Annotated in this window: 23 protein-coding genes and 1 pseudogene; 13 read left to right on the top strand and 11 right to left on the bottom strand. The window is 41.5% G+C overall.

Translation table 11 applies throughout. The annotated features are described in order from the left end of the window. Positions 1-115 precede the first annotated feature (115 nt). Together M0696_RS20520 and rapG are read right to left on the bottom strand one after the other, a co-directional pair. A complete protein-coding gene (locus M0696_RS20520; RefSeq protein WP_222142408.1) occupies positions 116-232 on the bottom strand; it encodes a phosphatase in 117 nt (38 codons plus the stop codon). Beyond that, complete coding sequence (gene rapG / locus M0696_RS20515; protein WP_222142407.1) at positions 233-1,330, bottom strand: response regulator aspartate phosphatase RapG; 1,098 nt, start codon at positions 1,328-1,330, stop codon at positions 233-235. 111 nt (positions 1,331-1,441) lie between these two features. Here rapG and M0696_RS20510 point away from each other — a divergent pair, with 111 nt between their 5' ends. From M0696_RS20510 to fdhA, 6 genes are all read left to right on the top strand, one after another. Then, positions 1,442-1,912: a GNAT family N-acetyltransferase gene (locus tag M0696_RS20510; RefSeq protein ID WP_222142406.1), complete on the top strand. Its 471-nt coding sequence runs from the start codon at positions 1,442-1,444 to the stop codon at positions 1,910-1,912. 148 nt (positions 1,913-2,060) lie between these two features. Next, positions 2,061-2,798 (top strand): YiiX/YebB-like N1pC/P60 family cysteine hydrolase, encoded by a 738-nt coding sequence (locus M0696_RS20505; protein ID WP_222142405.1) that lies wholly within the window; start codon positions 2,061-2,063, stop codon positions 2,796-2,798. Between the two features lie 10 nt (positions 2,799-2,808). Continuing rightward, a complete protein-coding gene (locus M0696_RS20500; protein WP_248602351.1) occupies positions 2,809-3,972 on the top strand; it encodes a hypothetical protein in 1,164 nt (387 codons plus the stop codon). A gap of 17 nt (positions 3,973-3,989) precedes the next feature. After that, positions 3,990-4,238 carry a DUF2651 family protein gene (locus M0696_RS20495; protein ID WP_222142403.1) on the top strand — a complete coding sequence of 83 codons (249 nt, stop codon included), beginning with the start codon at positions 3,990-3,992 and terminating at the stop codon, positions 4,236-4,238. Positions 4,239-4,343: 105 nt separating this feature from the next. After that, on the top strand, positions 4,344-4,514 hold the full coding sequence (locus M0696_RS20490; RefSeq protein ID WP_063335895.1) for a hypothetical protein: 171 nt from the start codon (positions 4,344-4,346) through the stop codon (positions 4,512-4,514). Positions 4,515-4,576: 62 nt separating this feature from the next. Beyond that, positions 4,577-5,803: a formaldehyde dehydrogenase, glutathione-independent gene (fdhA, locus tag M0696_RS20485; protein WP_222142402.1), complete on the top strand. Its 1,227-nt coding sequence runs from the start codon at positions 4,577-4,579 to the stop codon at positions 5,801-5,803. 33 nt (positions 5,804-5,836) lie between these two features. Here the strand turns inward: fdhA and M0696_RS20480 are convergent, their stop codons facing one another. Then, on the bottom strand, positions 5,837-6,250 hold the full coding sequence (locus tag M0696_RS20480; protein ID WP_222142401.1) for a hypothetical protein: 414 nt from the start codon (positions 6,248-6,250) through the stop codon (positions 5,837-5,839). 184 nt (positions 6,251-6,434) lie between these two features. On the opposite strand from M0696_RS20480, the gene M0696_RS20475 reads away from it, so the two are divergent. From M0696_RS20475 to M0696_RS20460, 4 genes are all read left to right on the top strand, one after another. After that, positions 6,435-6,605 carry a CxxH/CxxC protein gene (locus tag M0696_RS20475; RefSeq protein ID WP_065423456.1) on the top strand — a complete coding sequence of 57 codons (171 nt, stop codon included), beginning with the start codon at positions 6,435-6,437 and terminating at the stop codon, positions 6,603-6,605. 80 nt (positions 6,606-6,685) lie between these two features. Beyond that, complete coding sequence (gene rlmH / locus M0696_RS20470) at positions 6,686-7,165, top strand: 23S rRNA (pseudouridine(1915)-N(3))-methyltransferase RlmH (protein WP_222142400.1); 480 nt, start codon at positions 6,686-6,688, stop codon at positions 7,163-7,165. Between the two features lie 150 nt (positions 7,166-7,315). Further along, on the top strand, positions 7,316-9,259 hold the full coding sequence (locus tag M0696_RS20465) for a hypothetical protein (RefSeq protein ID WP_222142399.1): 1,944 nt from the start codon (positions 7,316-7,318) through the stop codon (positions 9,257-9,259). Between the two features lie 603 nt (positions 9,260-9,862). Next, positions 9,863-10,726, top strand: a complete 864-nt coding sequence (locus M0696_RS20460) for a hypothetical protein (protein WP_222142398.1) — start codon at positions 9,863-9,865, stop codon at positions 10,724-10,726. Between the two features lie 140 nt (positions 10,727-10,866). Here the strand turns inward: M0696_RS20460 and M0696_RS20455 are convergent, their stop codons facing one another. From M0696_RS20455 to M0696_RS20435, 5 genes and pseudogenes are all read right to left on the bottom strand, one after another. Further along, the gene (locus tag M0696_RS20455) at positions 10,867-11,490 is read right to left on the bottom strand and encodes a HEPN domain-containing protein (protein ID WP_248602350.1); all 624 of its coding nucleotides are present in this window, start codon (positions 11,488-11,490) and stop codon (positions 10,867-10,869) included. Continuing rightward, the gene (locus M0696_RS20450) at positions 11,487-12,530 is read right to left on the bottom strand and encodes a ParA family protein (RefSeq protein ID WP_222142396.1); all 1,044 of its coding nucleotides are present in this window, start codon (positions 12,528-12,530) and stop codon (positions 11,487-11,489) included. The genes M0696_RS20455 and M0696_RS20450 overlap by 4 nt, the downstream gene beginning before the upstream one ends. 618 nt (positions 12,531-13,148) lie before the next feature. After that, positions 13,149-15,074 carry a fructose-1,6-bisphosphatase gene (fbp, locus tag M0696_RS20445; protein ID WP_248602349.1) on the bottom strand — a complete coding sequence of 642 codons (1,926 nt, stop codon included), beginning with the start codon at positions 15,072-15,074 and terminating at the stop codon, positions 13,149-13,151. A 201-nt stretch (positions 15,075-15,275) separates the two neighbouring features. Beyond that, positions 15,276-15,431: pseudogene (locus M0696_RS20440) on the bottom strand (hypothetical protein); the annotation flags it as partial. 27 nt (positions 15,432-15,458) lie between these two features. Beyond that, entirely contained in the window at positions 15,459-16,169 is a 711-nt protein-coding gene (locus tag M0696_RS20435; protein ID WP_222142394.1) for a GntR family transcriptional regulator, read from the bottom strand. Between the two features lie 157 nt (positions 16,170-16,326). On the opposite strand from M0696_RS20435, the gene M0696_RS20430 reads away from it, so the two are divergent. The 3 genes from M0696_RS20430 to M0696_RS20420 all read left to right on the top strand — a co-directional run bounded on the left by M0696_RS20430 (position 16,327) and on the right by M0696_RS20420 (position 21,289). After that, positions 16,327-18,195, top strand: coding sequence for a beta-glucoside-specific PTS transporter subunit IIABC (locus M0696_RS20430; protein ID WP_222142393.1), 1,869 nt, complete (start codon positions 16,327-16,329; stop codon positions 18,193-18,195). Between the two features lie 13 nt (positions 18,196-18,208). Next, the gene (gene bglA / locus M0696_RS20425; RefSeq protein WP_248602348.1) at positions 18,209-19,648 is read left to right on the top strand and encodes a 6-phospho-beta-glucosidase BglA; all 1,440 of its coding nucleotides are present in this window, start codon (positions 18,209-18,211) and stop codon (positions 19,646-19,648) included. Positions 19,649-19,936: 288 nt separating this feature from the next. Then, positions 19,937-21,289: a polysaccharide pyruvyl transferase family protein gene (locus M0696_RS20420; RefSeq protein WP_222142391.1), complete on the top strand. Its 1,353-nt coding sequence runs from the start codon at positions 19,937-19,939 to the stop codon at positions 21,287-21,289. Between the two features lie 111 nt (positions 21,290-21,400). On the opposite strand, the gene ahpF is transcribed toward M0696_RS20420, so the two are convergent. The 3 genes from ahpF to gnd all read right to left on the bottom strand — a co-directional run bounded on the left by ahpF (position 21,401) and on the right by gnd (position 25,482). Continuing rightward, a complete protein-coding gene (gene ahpF, locus M0696_RS20415; RefSeq protein WP_222142390.1) occupies positions 21,401-22,930 on the bottom strand; it encodes an alkyl hydroperoxide reductase subunit F in 1,530 nt (509 codons plus the stop codon). A 13-nt stretch (positions 22,931-22,943) separates the two neighbouring features. Further along, on the bottom strand, positions 22,944-23,507 hold the full coding sequence (gene ahpC / locus M0696_RS20410; protein WP_064815472.1) for an alkyl hydroperoxide reductase subunit C: 564 nt from the start codon (positions 23,505-23,507) through the stop codon (positions 22,944-22,946). Between the two features lie 568 nt (positions 23,508-24,075). Beyond that, a complete protein-coding gene (gene gnd / locus M0696_RS20405; protein WP_222142389.1) occupies positions 24,076-25,482 on the bottom strand; it encodes a decarboxylating NADP(+)-dependent phosphogluconate dehydrogenase in 1,407 nt (468 codons plus the stop codon).

Here is a 25,482-nt window from a genome sequence, read left to right as displayed (position 1 = left end):
CCTAGACTTCAAGGGTTTTCAATCACGCTGAAAATATGAAAGAATCCTAAAACTACAAACCGTTTTAGGATTCTTTCGTTAAATTGAACCCCCGCATCCCGCGGGGGTTTTTCATTTATCCAATCATTTTCTCAGCGACTTTCATCTCCTGTGAATGGGTTTGATGGTCCGCAATAAACCAACCTGATAAAATCACTGCTGCAACGCCTGCACCAATCAGAAATGTTTTCATTTATATAACCTCCGTTCGTTTGATGAGTTCTTCAATTTGTAATGCCTCATAAAAAAAGTGGGCAGCTTCTTTGTAAAGCTCAAGCTCCCTATACCGTTCGCCAGCCAAAATGGAAAGTTCTCTTACACTGTCATACTCTTTCTTGGACACCAAATCATCCATATGTTGTTTGCATAAGTGAAACGTTTCCGCATGACCTCCTTCTGCATAAATAGCATATAAAATGTCTATTTTTGCCTCACATATTCTATTCGGCTCTGCATTCAATTTTTCCTTCGTTTCTTGGTAATAAGATAAGGCCTGATCTATCTTTTTGAGCTTAAACAGCTCTCGAATCAGCAAGTAAACAGAATGAGAGTAATAGGAGGAGCATGCGTATTCTTCGTTTTGTAAGGCCTCTTCTAATTTGGAGACCGCCTCTTCTGACTTGCCGCTTTGCGCATGAAGAAGTCCGAAGTTATGCAAAAGCTGGGCTTCAAAAAAATGATCCTCTAATTCTCTCGTGATCCGAATCGCTTCGTCCAAATACGTTTCGGCTTCTTCAAACTGTCCCATCTCGGTAAAGTTGCCTGACATGGTGATCAGCGCCGAGGCCAGTTTCTTTTTATAGTCTGTCTCTTCCCTGAACGTTTTGACCGCTTGGCGTGTATGATTGAGAGACACAATATTTTGTCCCAGTTTATAATAGAGCTTACCGACCTTCAGGTGAAATTCGGCTTTTTCAATCGGGTCGGGAATGTTGCCGAGATACTGCTCGGCCTCTTTGTACAGTCCAATGGCAATATCGTAATTATTTTTATAGGCCTCATACATGCCTTCAAACAGAAAAAAGTAATATTTCAGCAGGTCTGACGTAGCATTCATATGAGCAGGCTCTTCATGCTGAAAACCCTGTCCTCTCGCCTCATGAAGCAAAACCTTATGGCGCAGTTCCAATAAGGAGAAGTAGGCCAGCACCTCCTGATCCTCTTCCATGTCATCCAATAAAGGCTTTACTTCTTCAAAACAACGGGCGGACTCTTCAACTTCATGTTTCTTGATCGCAAGGTACCAATCGTTGAGCATGTTAGCGATTTCTGCGGGTGCAATTTTATTCATTTGAAACTCCTTTCTCTAGTGACTTATCAATCTCAGTTGCTTATTCTGATAGTAACACCTCTTTCTATTTTATGTAAAATCCTCTAGTCAATATGTTGAAGGAGAGATGATATGACAATCATGCTGACCCCTATGCAGACAGAAGAATTTCGGTCTTATCTTACGTACACAGCAAAGCATTACGCGGAAGAAAAGGTAAAGGCGGGGACATGGCTGCCTGAAGATGCACAGCTTTTGTCTAGGCAGACCTTTTCAAATTTGCTTCCGAAAGGGCTGGAAACACCACATCATCATTTATGGAGCCTTGAGCTAAATGAAAAGGAAATCGTTGGCTGGCTCTGGATACATGCTGAACCGGAGCATCCGCAGCAGGAAGCGTTTATTTACGATTTCGGGTTGTATGAACCGTACCGGGGCAAGGGTTATGCAAAGCAAGCATTAATAACTTTAGAACAGACCGCACGAAGCATGGGAATTCGGAAGCTTTCTCTCCATGTATTTGCCCATAATCAGACGGCGCGAAAGCTATATGAGCGGACCGGATTTCAAGAGACGGACGTGGTGATGAGTAAGAAGCTTTAGGGCCTGGTAAAGGCCTTTTTTATGGACAGCCTTCTGTAAATAATTTCTAAAAATTCTGTAAATGGACTAGTTCTCTTCCATATTTTCCTAATATAATAGAGGAGAGGGAATATACTTTTCCTACATTTAAATGAAAAGAGGAGATGTAATGAGAATGAAGAAAAGGGTATCAATATTTATGGTGGCGCTTACAATGTGCTGCGGCCTGTTTGTTTCTCCCGCCAAAGCCGTAAAGACCACAAATTATGCTGAAGAAATAGCCGCACTGCAGCCAGGTACAACAGCAGAGGAAATCATGAAGTCCGCCAGCCAGATTGCCAAACAGCAGCACGTAAAGCAAGAAGTCATTCTGAAACAGTTCTATGAGGAAATCACTGCTGATAAAGCAGAAGGCGACAGGCTCGCCAAGGAAAGCGGCATGTCTATCATGGGCGGCTCGTCCGGCACGAAAAAACTCCCGACAAGCGCGAAAGGGAATATCTATTACACCAACTCCTACACAGCCTACTACAATCACGGCCACGTCGGCATGTACTCCGCCGCTGACAAAATTGTTGAATCTGTCCCGAGCGACGGCGTCAGGCAGATCGCTTACAATGCCAGAGACGTGGAAAACAACTCCATCGTGCAAACAGTCAGCGTAACTTCATCTCAAAAAACATCTGCTGCCGACTGGGCGGTATCAAGAGTCGGAGACCCATACTCATTTAACTTCGTCAATAACAGAAATACCGGCCATGACGGTGCCAAAAACTGTTCAAAGCTCCTATGGTCTGCATTTTTGCTGAAAGCAGGCATTGATATAGACGGCAATGGAGGCTTAGGCGTATACCCGCGTGACATCACAAGCTCTTCCTACACAACAACCATCATGACCATTTATTAAGGAGAAGGAAATGAAAAAGTGGATGATCACCATTGCCATGCTGATTCTCGCAGGAATCGCACTATTTGTCTTCGTTTCTCCTCTCAAAAGCCATAAAGCCGTGAGTCAGCAGGATCTCCGAGACGCCGATTTTCTGGATGACAAAGAAGTCCTGCTGTATCTCTCAACCTCTGCGGATCAAGACGCATTTGGCGGCGGGAAAAGCTACGCCCTGTTTATCAGCCAGGACGGGTCGCTGTCTTCCTTTAAGATGAAGGGCCTTGAGCTGGGCTCAGCCAAGGTTCACGGCGACAGTGTGATGCTGGAGGACAAAAACACGATTTACACGATCAAAAACGGCCTGCGCTCCCATAAAAGAACCTACCAGCACACCGGAGACAGCGCGGGCTTTCTGCAAAACACGGACGGTTTTTATACCTTATACAACTCCGGCTACGACAAAAAGAGAGACGGATACCGCTCAGAGCTGTACCGCCAGATGGACGGAGAGTGGAAAAAAGACGTCATCCCATACTACATTCGGGCCTCCGGTTTTCATAACGGTGCCATTTACGCACTCGTTCCGACAGCTGACGAAAAAGGCTATCAGCTCCTTCAGATTCAAGTAGATCAAAGGAAGCTCACTTATCACAAGATAACGGAATGGCAGTACCGGGAAGGAGCCTCAGTCGAATCCCAGCTTGCCATGGACGACCAAGCTGTTTTTGTTATGGTTCGCGGCCAAAAAGCCCGCAATCTTTATCAAATGGTCAAGATCAACAAAAAAAGCGGCAAAGTAGAGCTGCACGACATCGCCGAATACAAAAACGACGAACAAACGATATACAGCTCCATGCCCTTCAGCTTTAAAAACAGCTTTTTCCCTTATGACGGGTACCTGTATTTCATTGACGGCTTCGGAAAGGTATACAAAATCAATGCCAAGACAGGAAAAACAAGCATCGCCTTCACCCTTTCACCAGAAAAAATGAAAGCCGATTTCAAAGAAATCACCCGAAAAGGCAGCAATCTCTATTTCTTCACATACACGTACAAACAGCCCGCATACATTGAACAATACAGCCTGAAAACCGGGAAGAAAGTGAAGGAAAAAGAGATCAGGAAGGTAAAGGAGATTGTGACGCCGAAGAGTCATTTGAAGCTGTATGATTTTGAGGTGATGAAGGAGTTTTAAGGCTGAAGGAGGTTAGTATGGGAGCCATCGCTGTGTTATTTATCGTTTTTGGCTTTCCGATCATTGCAGGTGTATTTGGTATAGCGGGTTATTTTTTATTTAAGAGATTTTGGGTGGCGCCTCTGATTGTCCTTATCGCGAGTTTGATATTGTTATTTACGTTAGCTTCCGGTAATAGTTCATTCATGTTTTGGGTTGTGCTCTATACTGCAATTGCGTTAGTAACCAGTGTTGTCACATTATTTCTCAGGAAATTTTTTAATTGATCTCTAATTATGAAGAGACTGGTGTGAAGTCTCTTTTTTTTGTTGAACCGAAGTTTGCAGAGGATTTTGGGTATGGTTTAGAAACGAATCTAAAGGAGGAGTTACATGCAGACCAAACGGGTTATTCTTCTGGCAGTTATGATCTGCCTGGTTTCGGCTATTACTGTGTTCTTGTTAAATGGATGTAAAGTCGACTTCTTAGACATCGGCGGAACCATTATTGGCTGCTTTCTTGTCATATTTGTTGTTGTAAGAATACAGAAAAAACAGTCGTGAAAAAGGGAAAGAGTCATGCCGAACCGAAGTCATGATCAAGGACGCAAAGTCCAAACACATGCATGGGAGGAATGACGTTGACAGGAAACAAAGCGGTTGTGTACAAAGGCAATGGGACTGTAGCGGTGGAGGATATCGGTTATCCGGAGTTAATCTTGAAGGACGGGCCCGGCGTTCCGAAGGCGAATGTGAATCGAAAATGTGAGCATGGGGTTATTCTCAAAGTCATTACAACTAACATTTGTGGAAGCGACCAGCATATGGTCAGAGGCCGCACAACAGCGCCTGAAGGCTTGGTGCTTGGACATGAAATTACGGGAGAAGTCATTGAAACGGGGCGGGACGTAGAATTTATCAAAAAAGGCGATATCGTATCCGTTCCTTTCAATATTGCCTGCGGACGCTGTGTGATGTGCAAAACGCAGAAAACGCATGTGTGCCTGAATGTCAATCCGGACCGGCCGGGATCGGCTTACGGCTACGTCGATATGGGCGGCTGGGTCGGCGGACAGTCGGAATACGTCATGGTGCCGTACGCTGATTTTCAGCTTTTGGTATTCCCTGATAAAGAACAGGCGTTAGAAAAGATTCTCGATTTGACCATGCTGTCCGATATTTTTCCGACCGGCTTCCACGGGGCATACACAGCGGGCGTGCAAACAGGTTCTACCGTTTATATCGCAGGAGCGGGGCCTGTCGGCTTAGCAGCTGCACACTCCGCCCAGCTCCTCGGTGCTTCGACGGTGATTGTCGGCGATCTGAACGAAGACAGACTGGCACAGGCGAGAAGCTTCGGCTGTGAAACGGTCAACGTGCAAAAACACGACCGCCTCGGCGAGCAAATTGAACAAATACTAGGTGAACCAACCGTTGATGCCGCAGTGGACTGTGTCGGCTTTGAAGCATCCGGACACGGCAATCAAGGAGAAGCGCCTGCCGCCGTGCTGAACTCAATCATGGACGTCACCCAGGTCGGAGGCAGCCTTGGCATTCCAGGCTTATACGTGACCGAAGATCCCGGCGCAAAGGATGCGGACGCCAAAACAGGCTCACTAAAAATCCGCTTCGGTCTCGGCTGGGCCAAAGCCCACACCTTCGTCACCGGACAAACACCCGCCATGACATACAACCGCAATTTGATGAAAGCGATCCTGAGCGGCAGAGCGCAGATCGCAAAAGCCGTCAATGCCACCGTTATTTCTCTGGACGACGCGCCAAAAGGCTACAGCGACTTCGACAAAGGCGCAGCCAAAAAATTCGTCATCGACCCGCATGGGACATTGAAGTAAAAGAAAAAGCCGGACGTTCTCAGAACGCCGGCTTTATTGCTGGTAATCCGTTTCTTCAAAGCGATCTCCTGTTTCGTCTTGAACAATTAAATCCCCTTCAATTTTGTCCAGTCCAATCAAAATAAAAGGGTTTTTCTCATTTGCCGTAGGAGCAGGTTTTCGCTCCACAGTTACAATCGTTTCTTTAGATGAGAATTTGACGTCCGACACTTCAAGCTTCTTATCTTTCTCGCTGCTTCCGAGAGACACGACGACCATTTTTTTGCCTTCTGATATGGTGAAGACTTGATATCCTTTCACGTCATCATGCATTTGGAGATAATTAGCGTATATTTCTAAGTCTGGACTGCCTTCACCGATTCGATCCTTCTCCAACACCCAATAAGACGGCTGACACCCAGCAAGCAGCAGCATGATCACAAAAAGCCAAATCCATCTAAAGCGCAAATACAGACCTCCCCACACATGTGTTACATCCAAACTAACACACGTGCGAAATAGAGTCATCAACAGCTTGTTTGTCGAATTGTGGATAAAACTCAGCCCGAAGCACTACTAACATGTGAATAAATAGGTTATATTGAGAAGAGAACAATTGTAAAAATGGAAGAAAACATCGGAGGATTTGAACATGAAACAAGCGTATTATTCCTGTGAAGAACACATCGAAACGGTACTGGATATGTACATAGACGACCACGAGCTGCCGCCCGAAATCAGAAAAATCGAACATACTAACAGTTTATCCACAACCTGTGAATTATGTGGGGACCCCGCAGTATATATAGTGGGGAACGAATGATCTTACACAAAATACAGAAAAGATATCCACAATTGTGGACAACATATATGAATAACTTGTTTTTAAAGTGGGGATGACCTGTGAATATCAATATTGTGACAATCGGAAAACTAAAAGAAAAATACCTCAAGCAAGGCATTGAAGAATATACCAAACGACTTTCGGCCTACGCAAAAATCGACATCATCGAACTCCCGGACGAAAAAGCGCCGGAAAACCTAAGCGACCAGGACATGAAAATCATAAAAGACAAAGAAGGCGACCGCATCCTAGCAAAAATCAGCCCCGACGCCCACGTGATTGCTCTCGCCATCGAAGGAAAAATGAAAACATCCGAAGAACTAGCCGATACAATAGATAAGCTGGCTACTTATGGAAAAAGCAAAGTCACCTTCGTCATTGGCGGATCACTCGGATTGAGTGACGCAGTGATGAAGCGAGCGGATGACAAGCTGTCGTTTTCAAAAATGACGTTTCCTCATCAGTTGATGCGGTTGATTTTGGTAGAGCAGATTTATCGGGCTTTTCGGATTAATCGTGGGGAGCCGTATCATAAGTAAATGAGGTTTTTGGGGAAAAGAATTTATTTGCTAATAGGAACAGAATAATGACGTAAAAAGAACCCTCCCAATTCGACTTTGAAAATCAAAAGAGAAGGCAACGTAGGAGTTTGTCAAAGAATATTAATATTAAAGAAAGGAGAGGAAAGCATGGTGAAAGAAGGATATAGAGGTGTAGAGTACTACAAAGGGCCAGATTTGGCAAAAGGATATATGCTAGATAAGGCTAAAGAAGTTTATGAAGAGTTGGCGATTGGGCATGTAATAGAGAATATCAATGAAGCTATAGAATTATATAATATCATCAAGTATGTTAAGGACGATACGTTTCTATTATATCTTGGTGAAGATAAAGAGGAATGGATTAAAGAAAAAAGTAGTATAGCTAACTCGTTAGTAGGTAAATATATTAATCAGCATTCAGACATCTTAGCCGAATATGAAGAGGTAGATTTCAGATATAAGGAATATTTTTGGGAAATAGTAGAAAAAAGAAAGTTGAGTGATATTACAGAAAGCAGATTTAAGATGTTTCTTGATGAACTTGATGTATTTGCATGGCAAATATTTAAGCTACATAAACTTGTGATGAAATATGATGTGGAATTAAGAGAATACATGCTTAATAATTCAGAAGGTAGTACAAATTTACTTTTGGATAAATTTTTATTGAAAAATAGGAGCGAACGACAGGAATCTTATTTGCCACAATCATTAACTATAGAAGACAAGGAGCAGATTATTAGCACCTATCTAGATTTAGACAAGCCTAATTTAAATTACACCAGGCTTCTTAGTAATGTACAGAATACGAAAGAGTTTGCTTTGGATACTAGAGTTAAATTGAAAGCAAAAAGAGTAAGCGAGAGACTTGAGAGTGGACTCTTTAAAGATGGTAGTGGGATTGGAACGGATATAGTAGTTGAGTTCAAAGAAAATGTAGAGGGTACTGTGAAGCAGCATTACTCATTAAATAAAGTAGGAACAGAGGTTGATAAAGAATGGTTAGAATCTAATCTTGATAATCCAACATTATTGAACAACTTTATATACATATTCGAGTTCGTAAATAAAGATATGGTTTCTAAATTCCCATATAATGAAATATATGCAAGTGTCTTTGATAGATTTGGTTTTGCTCATGAAAAAGAATACAAGACCGGTACAGAGTTCTCAATAAGAGAATCTTTATCCTTAGCACAAATGCATCTATATTATTCATTCTTAAAGAGTAAAAACAAAGATTTAGAAGCAATAATTGAATGGTTCTTTAATGTTTATCTAAAAGAGGAATTCTATATTGAAGACTTCAACATTAAGCTACCGCCTATAGATAATCCAAATTTTGAAAAGTGCAAATCTATATTTCCAACTATTGAAAGTATAATCAAGAAGTATAAGTTTTATTTAGAGGATGGTTACATTGATGAAGAGCTTGTACAAATGGAAAGTAAGCCTTTGCTATTTTCTGAATGCCCAAGCATGACAAATAACAGATACGTGTATATAGCGCCAAATAATGATGAGGCTAGAATATTGAGAAATATTATGTTCTCTGACCAAAGTAACCTTACTTATTTCCCGAATTATGGTGATAGTCAATATAATACGCTTATTGAAAGGTTGGATACTGATAAGCTGTATTTACATGACATAGAGGATTATCAAAAATCGTCTTTAGATTGGCTTGTTGAAAATGATTATGTAACGGTAAACGACGATAATGAAGTAGTGTTGGTCAATAGGAATATAACACTTATATATTATTATATCCATATAAACGGTGTAGTCGTAACTAGTAAGCTATCTAATGCTCTAAAGAAAGAAGTTGATAAGTTATTAAATGAAAGAGCTTTAGTTTCCGAAAATACACTATTAACAAGGCAAGAATCCGATTATATAGATTACTATCTGAATAAAAGAAATTTTATCAATGGATATGACTTGAGGAACAAGTATTTACATGGTACATCTTCTGGGTATGAGAATGAAAATGAGCATTATGTGAATTATCTGCATGCTCTTAGATTATTAATAACGATTATGATAAAGATAAATGATGATCTTTGCACAGCGAAGGTTGTGGGTGATTAATATTAGGAAGAAACGAACCAGGCCCTTGTGGCAGGAGTAAAAATTGTAAGCATCAAGTTAAATTGGGTTCTTTTCAAAAGTAGTTGTTAATTCTTTCTAGGGATGTTCAGGGGAAAAAGAAGAAGTGGAGACCATGAATTAATTGATTCAGCTTCTCGACTAAATTTGGAATATAATTCTCATGAATTAACAAATCATTTTTGTGACAATTCATCTATCGTCAAACCGTCCTGAAGTTTCCTTCCCCTATTGTAGGGTGAGTTTGTCCAACGTTACTCTACCTATCCGAAAATATTCCCGTATTTTCCATTAAGAAGAAACAAGGCCATGATCCACTTGAACAATCGGAAATTTTTTATGGGAATCCAACTTTATCCAGAACGTTTTGTGTGTATCGAAGACAACGCAAGAGAACGAAACGATTGGAAAAAGAAATTCTAGTTGTAGCAACTTACTGCAGTTCTGTGATGGCTTCGAAAGTCTTGAGCAGAAGCATGTCCGATATCAGTAAAAGTATCCTATTAAATAAAAATCAATTAATAAAAACCTTATTTAGATATGTCACGGTAAACTTTATCATAAATAATTTGAATTATAAATGAGGTGATCTTTATTTCAATTGTTAATCGAATAGATGCTTTTAAAGCACTTATTAAAATAGGGAAAAGTTTAATAGATATAAATATACCCCCCACTACTTTAAGAGCATTTTATGGAGAAACATTATTAAATAAAGCAATTTTAAATGCAAATAGTTATATGAGTTTAATTCCTAAAGAAAAAAAAGATTTAAGATTTCTGGATGTAGGTACGCTTGTAAGTATCTCAAGAAATATTATAGAAACTCATAACGTATATAATTATTTGTGTGAAATAGGTATTAGTAGTTCAGAATTGTCTTTTAGAATGGAACTGTTGGCATATTACCAAAGTAAATGCACAGTTAACATTCTAAAGAAATTAGGTTTCGATGAACATGATTCGATGATGCAGCTACATAGTAATTTTGTAACCAATCCAGAGAATCTAAGTGCAGATTACCCAGAGTTTGATAGTTTAGATAAAACTACAAAGAGGCAAATTATAAGGGGTAAAAAACCTTATTTAAATTATCGCATTAAAAGAAAAATGAGTACTGTAAATGAGGATGTAGAGAAAGGTATATATAATTTATTTTCTAATAGTGTCCATTCCTTTCCTTTAGGTATGAGTAATTATGACCGTTTTAAAAGAAGTAACCATCTAGATAATAATCAACTTTTAATCATTTCTTTAGAGGTTAATATTATATATCTAGCTTCAATTATCAAGTCATATATAACACTTAGAAAAAGTTTGGGTAGAAAATTGAAACAACATGAAAAACTACTTGTCAGAAAGTTAGTCAGTGATGAGAACTTAAAAAAATGGTTAGAGAACCGAAAAAGAGAAGGTAAAAAGTTTAACATTTTCAATCTTAATAATTAAGGAATTCTCTATTCTATAAACTGAAGTAATTTGACTTTTTCTTTGGATATCTAGTATTTTACAATATTGAAGATTTGTTGTTAATAACATGTTTGTTCTTTTCACAGTTAATTGTAAATGAAATAATTAGGAAAAGGTAATCAACGTAGATTACCTTTTCCAATTATTTTCCTATTGGTGAATTCGCTTTGTAATTCATAATGGATTATTTCAACCAGTTGGTCAATAAAACTAATTACATCTGCAGTTTGAGTAGGATTGAGTTTCTCTTTTTCAAGATAAAATGATGGGTAGTCACTTTGATGGACTATTTGGTTACGCCTTTGAGCAATAAGGTTTAACTTCTTAGTAAGAGTTTTTTTTTCCATCCCCATTTTAATTGAAATAGTCTGCCACTTATGTGGTTCTGTCCAGATTAATGACAACCCTTCATTAATTTTTTCTGCAGTTTGATATGAATTAAAAGCCAATTTTTTAACTATGAATTGTTCAAATGCATGTGAAACAAGTGATGAATCTTCAATAATTGAAATCGGTATAGAGAAACTATTAAAACTATTGGTAGGAGTTATTTCTTTATTAAATGTTTTAATGAGTCCAATTTTTATTATATCATGTATATATTTATCTAAAGCTGAGACAGCTTGAGTCCATTGCCACCTTAGTAAGTCATCTAAAATCGATACATTAAAATGCTCATAAACAGTTGTCATCTGCTGTGTATCTTTGATTATTAATTTAAACTGATTAAGTGCTAAATTCATTTTACTGTCTTAATAATCGCGTTTGTTAATTTCTCAAAAATGGTATTTAGCTCTTTCTGTTTCTCTAACATCTGAGCCTTAACGGGACCGGTTGTTCCCATTTGTTCTTCACTCAATGCAAAAATTGGCACACCATGTTCATGAGATCTTTGATTTAAAGCACCAAACTCAGGAATCTGAGCTAAACAATACGAATCAATATAATTAGCTGTTTTAGCTTCTGTAATATCATATACCATATCAACAGGTTTTAAAATGGATAGGAAATTGTTTTCAATAAAATTCTGAATTTCAGTAATCTTATCATTATAAGCAGCTGCAGGTTTTTTATTACGTAAATTGAATCTTTGAATAATCTCACCAGCAAACTTAGGGCTTCTTTGTGGGAGTGGGTATGTTGCGCTAGAAAAAACAGGAGCATAGTTATTAGCCCATTGTCTCCATCTCGGTAAGATTTTACTCATTGTTTTTAAGGCCATTATAGAGAATGGATCCGGGTTTGTTGGAATTATAAATGCGTCCGAAGAAATAAAAAATGTTTGGTTTATAGCACTTAATCCAGGATTCATATCTATTAGCACATAGTCAATTGAATATTTGTCGACACAAAGCTTTATTAGTTCATAAAAAGAACCTGGTAAGTTTTGTAGAGTAGTAATTGCATTATTGCTATTTAGTGCCAAGCTTAAAGCTGGGTCATATTCTGACAAGTCCATGTGTCCTGGTATCAAGTAAAGATTTTGATTTTCTGAAGGTGAATAGCAGTCAATAGCTTTAATAGGTTGAGGTGCCCCTTCAAATGCAGGGCGAACAGCATCTTTTATATTATTATAGCTATGCTCTCCCATATAGTAATCTTCGAAATCCTCTTTTAAAAGTAAACCTGTAAGATTGCATTGTGGATCTCCATCTACTAATAAAACTTTATATCCTTTGTCCGCCAATTTCCAACCAATATTGTAAGTTGTAGTTGTTTTGCTTACACCACCTTTGTGGTTAAAAACAGATATGATTTTAAATTCATCCAATTTATGATTCAAAAAATTCCACCCTTTCTAGATAATAGATATATTTTATCATAATTTTAAAGAAGAGGTAAATGTATTAGTGAGTATTGAGAACTGTATTTTAGTTTGATTACAAGCAACCATAATAAAAATGAAGGAATTTAAAGATGTATATTCAGAACTTTTCTTCAGGTCTCAGCTCTTGTTTAATCCTTTCTGTGAATTCTCGTTTCTTCATAAAAAAATTTCTTCCTCTCCCGCTATCTTTTAACACTTTATGACCATTATGAAGTCCAGATCATTTGTTCAGCAGGGATTTACTTGAAATTTGATATTTTCTCATGATATCCTCTCAGAGAAGTCTTTCACGGCAGCTTGTTTCAGTTCCTGCAGCGTAGAACTTATAGTGTTTAGCGCATTCCGGGCTCTTAACGCCAGTATATTATGTCGTGCATCCATTTATTTTAAATGCCATATTCTAACCCCTTCACCGAAAATATCTCCCTGATCACATTCTGAAAGTATGTTTATTTTTTACTTATTTTGAGTGCCGTTTTCCAGACATAGAGAAACTCCCCAAGTAAAATAGAAATTTCATTCCATCGTCTACCTTAGGGGGAGCCTGTCATCTTCTCTGAACTCTAAATTTCCTCACTTCATATACCGATACTCCCGCAAACTCTCCAAAATCGCAACTTCCTGCAGCAGTTCCTCACCCACATTCGTTTCCTTCACTTTCTTACGCTCGAGCTCTTTGTCCACTAATCGCTTCACCGTTAAGACGTCGGTTCCGGTGCTTAGGACTTCTGCCTTGGAGTTGAAGTGTTTGTGGGCGACGAGCTGCATGCCGTAGGAGTTGTATAGCAGCGTGTAGCCGGCGATGCCTGTTGTGGATTGGTAGGCTTTGGAGAAGCCGCCGTCGATGACGATCATTTTTCCGTTTGCTTTGATTGGGTCTTCTCCTTCGATTTCTTTTACTGGTGTGTGGCCGTTGATGATATGGCCATGATCTGGATTGAGGCCGAATTCTGCCAGGATGTTTCGGCAGGTTGCCTCGTCTTCACGTAAATAGTAATACGGGTTTTTCTTCTCTTTATGCGTTTCCTTCTCTTTGATGAAATACCGCTCAAATGTTGTCATGGCGCGTTTTCCGAAGAGGGAGGAGTACTCGCCTGTCCATAAATACCAGGCCATATCTGTCGCCAGATCATCGGTTTCTTCGGGATGGGCAAACGCTTCCCGTAAGAACCGTTCAAATACATCGAGCAGCTCACGGCCCGCATAGGCTTTATCCTCAATCATCATCGTTTCCATATTGCCGTTTTCATCGACAGGAATACAGCCGTGAATTAACAGGTTGCCGTTATATTTTAAATAAAGGCTGCCTTTTTTCATCATAAAATTCATATGGCGGCCCAGTTTTTCGGAATGCTGGACAGAGAATAGCAGCTTGTCTATGACTTCTGCTTCTTCCTCTAATAGCTGATCTGGCTGTTCCGGATTGATTGTCGCAAAGCAGGTGTTTTCCAGCTGATATGTTTTTCCGTGCAGCGTGATTTCGTTTTTGTCATAATCTATTTTCTCTAATAACAGCCGTTCCTCCATATTAAAGTTCGGCCGTCTCTTGATAATCGGGCTCTCAAGCTTGAATTGGATCATGGCAATCGCTTGATGGATTTTTGTGATTTGCTTAATCTCTTCCTCCGGTCTGTTTTCGTCTGCTTTTGGGCGAAACGCTGGATTATCGTCATAATATTTTTCGGCCAGGTTCAGCAGCGGTCTCAGGTTGATGCCGTACACGTCTTCAATAATATCCAGGTTGTCATAGCGGGCACAGATGCGGATAATATTGGCCAGGCACACTTTGGAACCGGAATAGGCACCGATCCAAAGGACATCGTGATTTCCCCACTGAATATCGACAGAATGATAATTGATCAGTTCTTCCATAATTCTATCCGGCTGCGGTCCGCGGTCGTAAATATCGCCGACCACATGCAGATGGTCGACCACCAATCGCTGAACGCTGTAAGCAAGACCGGTGATCAGCTTATCGGCTTGGCCAAGCTCAATGATCTGATCAATGATTTCGGAGTAATATTGCTCCTTGTTGCCAGCTTGTTCTGTTTTGTATAGCAGCTCCTCCGTAATATAAGCAAACTGGGCTGGCAGTGCTTTGCGCAGTTTGGAGCGGGTATACTTGGAGGAACAATATGAAACGAGCTTAATCATTCGATTAATCGTTTCTTTATACCACTCGTTTAATGCTGGTTTCGCATCAAAGTCATGTTTGATTAACTTCAGTTTGTCTTCCGGATAATAGACCAATGCTGCTAATTCATCGATTTCTCTATCGTAAATGACACCGCTGAAGATGTCGCGTATCTTCTCTTTGACTCGTCCTGAACCATTACGCAGCACGTGCTGGAATGCCTGGTACTCCCCGTGCAAATCACTGACAAAATGCTCAGTGCCTTTTGGCAGGTTCAGTATCGCTTTCAAATTGATGATTTCTGTTACAACTTTTTCTTCACAATCGTATTTTTGTGCGAGTAGATCTAAGTACTTGCTTTCCAAAATCGTCCATCCCCTTTTTAGAATAAACCCCTATATATGAGCATGTGCATGATAAGGTGAATTTAAAAGTATGACATTATTTTTCATCATTAGACCTTTATATGATAGTACCGCATAACTGCTTTTAGAGACAATTGAAACGAGTGAATAAGGTAAAACACAAAAAACCAGATGTTTAATCTGGTTTTCTATAGCCGTTCGTTGTTTTTCTTTCACCATCTTTATAAATAGAAAGAAGATAATGAATACAATAAAGTAGTTCATTGGATTCTTAACGATGCTCATCTCCAGTGAAATCTGTAAGAGTATCCAGAGCATGAAGATGACTAGAATTGCAGGAATGATGATTTTGTACATGTCGACACCTTCCGTAGCGAAGCAGCCCTATAATAAAAAACTATTAGCCTGCACCACAAACTGCGACTGCTCATAATTATAAGAAATCTTCGAGTAATCAAACGGGACCCCATTCGTCAGGTGAAAAATACTCTCTATATACAGCTTCGGCTGTCCAGCCTCCAACTCCAAATACTCCGCTTCCTCCTCATTAAGCTGGCCCACGTGAAGAAACAAATCAGAAAAACCAATCTTCAATCCCAGTCCCTCCCGGATGTAATGGAAGATGGAGTGGGAGACGATTTCGTTGTTTAAATACGTCACGATGGATTTGTTGTAATAGGATTCTTCGTAGCATAGGGTTTGGCCGTTGATGTAGCGGACCCTTTTAACAAAGTAGATGTCCTCGTCAATTCCAATGTTCAGGTTTTCTGCCGCTTCCGGTGTCGGCTTTCTCACATCCAGTTCAATGACTTTTGAGGTGACGTTGAAATCCTCGAGATCTTTTTTAAATCCCTGATTCGACAGGAGGCTGATATAGCCTTTTCGTTTATGCTTTCTGACGAAGATGCCGCTTCCTCTGAGCTGAAAGATCGCGCCTTTTTGCTCTAATAGATCCAGGGACTTTGTGATTGTGCTTTTGCTGACTTCAAACTGGGCCATGAGGGTTTCTAGCACTGGCAGTTTGTCTCCCTGTTTGAGCTGGTGTTCTTCTATATATGTTTCAATTTCCGCTGCGATTTGCTGGTACTTTAACATACGCATTCCTCATTTATTCGTTTAGTTTCACTTGTCAAAATTATAGCATAAACCGCTTACAATAATAGTTAGTGTACAAATATTTTGTTTGAGTATTGATAAATTATACCGGTACAATTATAATGAAAGCGTAACCAAAACAAAGGGGTGGGTGAGAATGTCGGGGAAAGTGAGAGATTATGCAAGACTAGCAAAAGACATTTTGGAGGCCGTAGGCGGGGAAGAGAATGTGATTGGAGCTTCTCGCTGCGCAACCAGGCTTCGCTTGGTGCTGAAGCGGTCTAACCCTAAAGCGAAGGATATCGTAAAGTCGATGCCTGGCGTCATTACGGTTGTAGAGAACAGCGGTCAATTCCAGGTTGTCATTGGACAGCATGTAGGGGAAGTCTTCGAGGAATTTTCTAAGCTGGTCAATATTGATCTTTCCGGCGAACAGAGCGAGAATAAAGGAACGATGTTGAACCGGATTATTGCGACGATGTCAGCTGTGTTTGCGCCGTTTGTGTACATTCTGGCCGCTGCTGGTATTTTGCAAGGGGCATTAATTATCAATAACTTATTGTTTTCTGGTTTTGAGAAAACAGGAGTTTATCAGGTTTTCAGTTTCATATCTTGGGCGCCGTTTACGTTTTTGCCTATTTTTATCGCGATTACGGCATCAAAGCATTTTAAAACGAACACGTATATCGCTGTAGCGTGCTGTGCCGCGTTAGTCAGTCCGACATGGGCGGAGATGGCGGCTCAAATTGCAGACGGAAAGAGCATTTCTTTCTTAGGGATTGCTTTATCGCAAACGACATACACGTCTTCCGTGCTGCCGCCATTATTTTTAGTGTGGATTTTGTCTTATGTTGAACGATTCTTGAATAAGAGAATGAACGAAGTGGTCAGACCGTTGTTTGTTCCGTTTCTATGCATGGTGATCATGGTGCCGTTAACGATTGTTCTCATTGGCCCTGTGACAACATTAGGCGCAAATGGAATTGCAAACGGTTACAACTTCTTGGCGGAAAACGTGCCGGCTTTGGCTGGAGCGATCATCGGCGCATTCTGGCAGGTCATCGTCATCTTTGGTGTACATTGGGGCATCACACCTATGGTATTGGCGAACTATGATTTATACGGACGTGATTCATTCCAGGCGTATCAAACGATTGCAGTCATTGCGCAGGTTGGGGCCGTGCTTGGCGTCATTTTGAAAGCAAGAAACAAGGAAACGAGAAAAGTCAGCGTTTCGGCTGGGGTCACAGGACTGTTTGGCATTACAGAGCCGGCGATCTATGGTGTGACCTTGAGATTTAAGAAGCCGTTTATCTTTGGATGTATTTCCGGCGCGGTTGGCGCAGTCGCAGCAAGCTTTTTTAATCCGTATTACTTTGCCTACGCGGGCCTTCCGGGACCTCTGACAATCGTGAATGGCATCAATGAACAATTCCCTACATCCATCTGGGGCATTTTAGTCGGTGCTGCGATTGCGATTATTCTCCCTGTTGTGCTGATTCAGATCTTTGGCTACGGTGAAGATACTGCTGCACAGACGGAAAAGGGTAATCTTCAAGCGGAACAGGCAAATGAAGAGACAGTATATGCTCCATTTAGCGGCAAGGTCATCCCGCTTTCTAAGGTGCCTGATGAGGTATTCAGTTCAGGTGCAATGGGACAAGGTTTGGCAATTGAGCCATCTGATAACAAGCTCTATGCCCCATTTGACGGAACCGTCGTCATGGTCGCGCCTACAAAGCATGCGATCGGCCTTCGTTCAGCGACTGGCGTCGAATTGCTAGTGCACATCGGACTGGATACGGTGACATTAGACGGCACTCCTTTTTCCTTGAAGGTGAGAGATGGCGATACAGTCAAAAAAGGCGAAGTGCTTGTTGAATTTGATAAAGCTTTCATTGAAGAGAAAGGGTTAACAACGATTACGCCAGTCATCATCACGAATTCACATGCGTATCAGGAAATTCTCATCGAGGATCTTGAAGAAAGTACGTTGGAGCAAAAATTATTTACAGTCGTAAGCTGAGGAGGAATAAAACATGGGAAACATGCCGAAGGATTTTTTATGGGGCGGCGCTTTAGCAGCCCACCAATTTGAAGGCGGATGGAATCAAGGCGGTAAAGGGCCAAGTGTCGTCGATGTGATGACAGCGGGTGCACACGGCGTCCCGAGAAAAATCACGGATACCATTGAAGAGAACGAATTTTATCCGAACCATGAAGCCATTGATTTCTATCACCGATACAAGGAAGATATCGCATTGTTTGCAGAAATGGGATTAAAATGCTTGCGGACGTCTATCGGCTGGAGCCGGATTTTCCCGAAAGGCGATGAGGCAGAACCGAACGAAGCGGGCTTGCAGTTCTATGATGATGTGTTTGATGAATTGCTGAAGCATGGAATCGAGCCGGTCATTACGCTGTCTCACTTTGAAATGCCGCTGCACCTGGCAAGGGAATACGGCGGCTTTAGAAACCGGAAAGTCGTCGACTTCTTCGTCAATTTCGCAGAGGCTTGCTTCAACCGTTACAAAGATAAAGTGAAGTACTGGATGACATTTAATGAGATCAACAACCAAATGGATGTGAACAATCCGCTGTTCCTATGGACGAATTCAGGTGTTGTGGTCGGCGATAATGAAAACGCCAAGGAAGTGATGTACCAAACGGCGCACCATGAATTAGTGGCGAGCGCGTTAGCGGTGTCAAAAGGAAAAGATATCAACCCAGAGTTCCAAATTGGGGCCATGGTGTCACACGTGCCGATTTATCCTTTCTCCTCCAATCCTGAAGACGTCATGCTGGCTGAGGAAGAAATGAGACAGCGCTACTTCTTCCCGGATGTACAGGTTCGCGGTTACTACCCAAGCTACGCGTTGAAGGAATTTGAACGAGAAGGCTATCACATCATATTCGAAGACGGCGATGATGAGATTTTAAAAAACGGAACCGTTGATTACTTAGGCTTCAGCTATTACATGTCAACAACTGTGAAAAGCGATGTGGAAAATGATAATACGGGCGATATCGTCAACGGGGGATTGCCGAATGGTGTCGAAAATCCGTACATCACATCCAGTGATTGGGGCTGGGCGATTGATCCAACCGGACTGAGATATACGTTAAACCGTTTTTATGACCGCTACCAAATCCCGTTATTTATCGTTGAAAACGGCTTTGGCGCAATAGATACGCTGGAAGAAGACGGCACGATTCATGATCCGGAACGGATTCAATATTTAAAGTCACATATTGAAGCATTGGAAAAGGCGGTCACTTACGACGGTGTAGATTTAATCGGCTACACGCCATGGGGGATTATTGATATCGTCTCCTTTACAACAGGCGAAATGAAAAAACGCTACGGCATGATCTATGTAGATCGTGATAATGAAGGAAACGGTTCCATGAAACGATATAAAAAAGATTCATTTGAGTGGTACAAAAACGTCATTCGAACGAACGGCGAGGAATTATAAGCAGCTGGCCCGAATCGAGCATTTTACTGAAGTGCCTGGTTCGGGTTTTTTGGTGTGATGTGAACTGACATCCAGTGATGGGAATAGATTACTAGTGCTGATCGTTATGTTATGATTTCACCTGTAAGATCCTTTTTTGTATAATTTAATATTAGAATGGAAGAAAGGGAGAGAGTTTGTGAGTAAAAAGGGATGAAAGCGGGTGTTTGACAGAAATATTTAAGATCATGATAGAGTTCCCTAAGCAAATCTCCTGAAAAAATTAGGTGAGGAAGGGGTAACATCACATTGAAAAACATTTTAATAAGATCTGGCATATCACCATTTGATACATTCAATGCAGCTGAAATGATTGTTCGCAACTCCATTGGCGGCAACGTGGGAAACTTAGTATATGCCTACAGTGTGTTTCGTACGCTGATGACAGAAGGAACGACGATTACTCCAGATTATTATCGGATTCATCCGGCAGATGCTGAACAAATTAATAAAAAATATGATATGTATATTATTCCGCTGGCAGATGCATTCCGCGAGGATTTCGTGCCTTCTTTACGGAAATATACCCAATTAATTAAGAAACTAACCATTCCGGTTGTTGTGATCGGTGTTGGTTTGCGGGCTCCGTTTGAACCAAAATTAAATGAGGGTTTTCCTTTTGATCAAGATGTGAAGGCGTTTGTGAGTGCCGTGCTGGAGAGATCAAATATGATTGGTGTCCGCGGTGAGATTACAGCGAAATACCTTTCCAGATTAGGATTCCGTGAAGGCATTGACCATACGGTAATTGGCTGTCCATCTATGTATGCGTTTGGAAGAGAACTGAAGATTAGAGAAACCGATATCACACCAGATTCAATGGTGACGGTTAACTCATCAAGGCTGTCCCCTAAGCATGTACTGGACTTCATTACGAGAAGCATGAAAGAGTTCCCAAATCATTACTTTATCCCGCAATGGCGAAAAGAAATGATTCTGACGTATGCAGGTGCACCTGCGATAGCGAAGCCTGCCGTTAATTATCCGGTCAGCATGGAAGACCCAGCTTATCAGAATGATAGAGTCCGGTTCTTTTTAAATGTGCCGACTTGGCTGGATTTCCTGAGACAAGCTGATTTAAGCTTTGGCGCAAGGCTGCATGGTAATATTGCAGCGACAATTGCCGGAACACCGAGCCTGTTGCTTCCGAAAGATGCCAGAATGCGGGAATTAGCTGAGTACCATCAGTTAACACATGTCATGGCAAATGAAATAACAGAGCAAACAAAACTATCAGAATTAATTGAAACCCTTGATTTTCATCAGCCTGAGAAACGGCAAGCACAAAACTTTGACCATTTCATCAGCTTCCTGAATCAAAATGAGTTGGATCATATTTATAAAGAGAAAGCGATTCCTGATACCGTTCCTTTTGACGAAAAACTATCTAACACGAAGCTTCTTCCACCTGTCACTACAGTTAGCGGCTGCAGTTCCACAGAAACAGCGAAACGCTGGGAAGCACTTATGGCATTAGAAAATGCCAAAAAGGAAAAAACCATTAAAGATCTGAAGAAAAAGGTCAAAAAGTATCAGGGCACTTTAAATAGGAAATCAGTGCGGATCGCTTTAAAAACAGCAAATATGCTGAGTGTGAAGTGACCATTCACTAACATTACAACTATATTACAATTGTATAAAACATGCAATATTTTTGGAATAAAAAAGAAAGCCGCAATGCTGCCAATCTGGCAATATTGCGGCTTTCTTGTATTAGTTACGGATAAGGTAATCAAACGCGCCGAGAGCGGCAGTTGCACCTGATCCCATAGAAATAATGATTTGGTTGTATGCACTGTCTGTACAGTCACCCGCAGCGAATAAGCCTGGGACGCTTGTCGCGCCGTGTTTGTCGACGATGATTTCGCCGATGCGGTTGCGTTCAACCGTTCCTTCTAACCATTCTGTGTTTGGCACGAGACCGATTTGGACGAATACACCTTGGAGTTCAACGTGTTTTTCTTCGCCTGTTTCGCGGTCTACGTATGTGATGCCGTTTACGCTTTGATCGCCTGTGATTTCTTTCGTTTGTGCGTTCTTTACGACAGTGACGTTAGGCAGGCTGTAAAGACGTTTTTGCAGCACTTCGTCTGCTTTCAGATCCGGCGCGAACTCAAGCACAGTAACGTGTTTAACGATGCCTGCGAGATCGATCGCAGCCTCGATTCCAGAGTTTCCGCCGCCGATAACTGCTACGTCTTTGCCTTCAAACAACGGTCCATCACAGTGCGGGCAATATGCGACACCTTTGTTTTTGAACTCTTGTTCGCCAGGTACGTTGACATTGCGCCAGCGGGCACCTGTTGAAAGGATCACTGTTTTACTTTTCAGGACAGCGCCGTTTTCAAGTTCAAGTTCGAACAGATCTTTCTTCTCAAGGCGTTTTGCGCGCTGAAGGTTCATGACATCAATATCATATTCCTTCACGTGCTCTTCAAGACTTGCAGCAAGCTTCGGTCCTTCAGTCGCTTTGACGCTGATGAAGTTTTCGATGCTCATTGTGTCGAGAACCTGTCCGCCGAAGCGCTCAGCGACAACACCAGTGCGGATGCCTTTACGCGCAGTGTAGATAGCTGCACTTGCGCCAGCAGGTCCGCCTCCGACAACAAGAACGTCAAACGGCTCTTTGTCGGCAAACTCAGATGCATCTGCGCCGCTGCCCATTTTCGCAAGAATTTCTTCAAGCGTCATACGGCCGCTTCCGAAGGATTCGCCATTCAGGTAAACGGTCGGCACTGCCATGATGTTTTTGCTTTCAACTTCTGATTTGTATGCTGCACCGTCGATCATCGTGTGCGTAATGTTCGGGTTCAGCACGCTCATCATGTTTAAAGCTTGTACAACGTCAGGGCAGTTGTGGCATGTCAGGCTGATATAAGATTCAAAGTGGTATTCACCGCTGATCTTCTTCACCTGATCAATGACTTTTTGGTCTACCTTAGGCGGTCTGCCGCTCACTTGGAGCAGCGCCAAGACTAATGATGTAAATTCGTGGCCCAGAGGGATACCGGCGAATGTAACGCCAGTGTCTTCTCCGACACGATTGACACTGAAGCTTGGCGTTCTGTTTAATTCAGCTTTTTCAACTGAAATGTTAGATGACATGGAAGCCAGCTCATCTACAAGAGCCAGCATGTCCTTAGAAGTGTCATCTTCGCCTGCGCTAACTTTGAGAACAATGTCATTCTCAATTAGCTGCATGTATTGATTTAATTGTGCTTTGATATTTGCATCAAGTACCAATGGAATGCACTCCTTAGATTTTACCTACTAGATCAAGGCTAGGTGTAAGAGTTTCGCCGCCTTCTTCCCATTTAGCCGGGCAAACTTCACCTGGGTTTTGACGAACGTATTGTGCAGCTTTTACTTTGCTGATCAGGTTGCTTGCGTCACGGCCGATACCGCCTGCATTGATTTCTACAGTTTGGATGACGCCATCTGGATCGATGATGAATGTTCCGCGGTCAGCAAGACCAGATTCTTCGTCAAGAACATCGAAGTTGCGAGAGATCGTTTGAGAAGGGTCACCGATCATTGCGTAAGTGATTTTGCCGATTTTTTCAGAGCTGTCATGCCAGCCTTTGTGTACGAAGTGAGTATCTGTAGAGATAGAGTATACTTCAACACCTAATTCTTTAAGTGCAGCGTATTGGTTTTGAAGATCTTCAAGCTCAGTTGGGCATACGAAAGAGAAATCTGCTGGGTAGAAGCAGAATACGCTCCATTGGCCTTTCAGAGATTCGTTTGTTACATCGATGAATTCACCGTTTTTGAATGCTTTTGCTTCGAATGGAAGTACTTCTTTACCGATTAAAGACATAATGTATATTCCTCCTAAAAATGTATTAGAAAGCATATTCGCTTTCAATAATAATTCTAATTATATATGAATTATTAATTAATATATATTTTTTGTCAAGCCAAAACCCATGAATAACTTACTTTTTTTCGTCTTGTTTAAGGAGTGATAGGAAGGATTTAGGCATTTCTCTTGTAGCAGTTGAGAATATGAAAACGGCTTGATTCTCAATTAGACAAGGTTTTTCGTTACTTTTGTAAATCAGAATGTCAGTCCGTTTCAGGCATTTGAACATTTTATGACACAATGAGCAAGGGGCAGGGCGATGTATGTGAACGTATACCTTTAGTTCTCCCTCATATAAAAGTAAAAATAGAACGGAGCAACAAGCATGCTGATTTTTACTTTATTATCTTGGGGGTTGTTTCTAGCTATTATTGTATCACTGTTTATGATATTTAAAACATTACTTATGTCTCCTGTTGTTTGGGTGATTCTTTTATTGCTGGTTCTCTTTTTTAGAGGGAAGAAGAAATAATAGATAAAAAAACACGGTTCAGTTGAAACTGACCGTGTTTTTTTATGACTGTTACTCAGACCAATTCGTATGGAAAATGCCGTCCATATCTGTCCGTTCGTACGTATGGGCGCCGAAGTAATCACGCTGCGCCTGCAAGAGGTTCGCATTGGAACGTCCTGTGCGATAGCCGTCGTAATAAGAGAGCGCGGTGGTTAAGCATGGGAATGAGATTCCTGTGCTGATGCCCTCGCAAACGACTTTTCGCAGGCCTGTTTGATAGGCTTGAAGCTTATCTGTGAAATAAGGCGCGATCAGCAGGTTTGCCAGGTTTGGCTGTTCGCTGAATGCTTCGCTGATCACATTTAGGAAATCAGCGCGGATGATGCAGCCGCCTCGGAAAATCAAGGCGATGTCTTTTAGCGGCAGATTCCATCCGTAAAGCTCAGATGACATTTTGTATTGGGCAAAGCCTTGTGCATAGGCGCATACTTTACCCATATAAAGAGCCTGTCTGACGTATTCAATCCAAGTGTCTTTATCCAAGTGTTTTTCTTCGGCTTCTGGGCCTGCTAACACGTCTTGAGCTGCCATCCGTTCTTCTTTTAAGGATGACAAATAGCGGGCGAACAAGGACTCTGTGATGATTGTGGACGGGATGCCGTTATCAATCGCCTGCATGCTCGTCCATTTTCCGGTGCCTTTTTGGCCGGTTTTATCAAGGATGACATCAATCAAAGGCTGTCCTGTTTTTTCATCTTTTTTACGTAAAATCTCAGCTGTAATCTCTATTAAATAGCTTTTCAGCTCACCTTGGTTCCATGTTTCAAAAATAGATGCAATTTCATCTAGCGGCAGACGCAGCGTTTCTCTCAGAAACGTATACGCTTCTGCAATCAGCTGCATGTCGGCATACTCAATGCCGTTGTGCACCATTTTTGTAAAGTGCCCTGCCCCTTTTGGACCAATGTAGACACAGCACGGATCTTCTCCAACTTGAGCTGCAATTTTCGTCAGGATAGGAGCGGCTTTGTCATAGACGTCGCGATCTCCGCCGGGCATGATGGAAGGCCCTGTTAATGCGCCGACTTCACCGCCGGAAATGCCGACTCCCAGATAGCCGATGCCCTTTTCCTTCAGCTCGTCATATCTTCTTTGGGTGTCTTCATAGTGGGAGTTGCCTCCGTCCATGATGACGTCGCCTTCTTCAAGCAAAGGCATTAATGATTGGATGACGGAATCTACGGGTTTTCCCGCTGTGACCATCAGAAAGATTTTTCTTGGTTTCTCTAACGATTGAACAAAATCCTGAAGCTCGTAGTACGGGCTGAGAGATTGTCCATCCAGCTTTTGGACAAGCTGGTCCGTTAAATCTCTGGTGTAATTATAGACGGCGACGTTTTCACCTTTGTTTGCCATGTTTAAGGCGATATTGCTTCCCATTACGCCTAAGCCTATGACACCAATCGTATTGAACAT

It is taken from the genome of Bacillus rugosus (assembly GCF_023238245.1).
Classification (GTDB): domain Bacteria; phylum Bacillota; class Bacilli; order Bacillales; family Bacillaceae; genus Bacillus; species Bacillus rugosus.
This window is presented reverse-complemented; position numbering and strand designations above follow the sequence as displayed.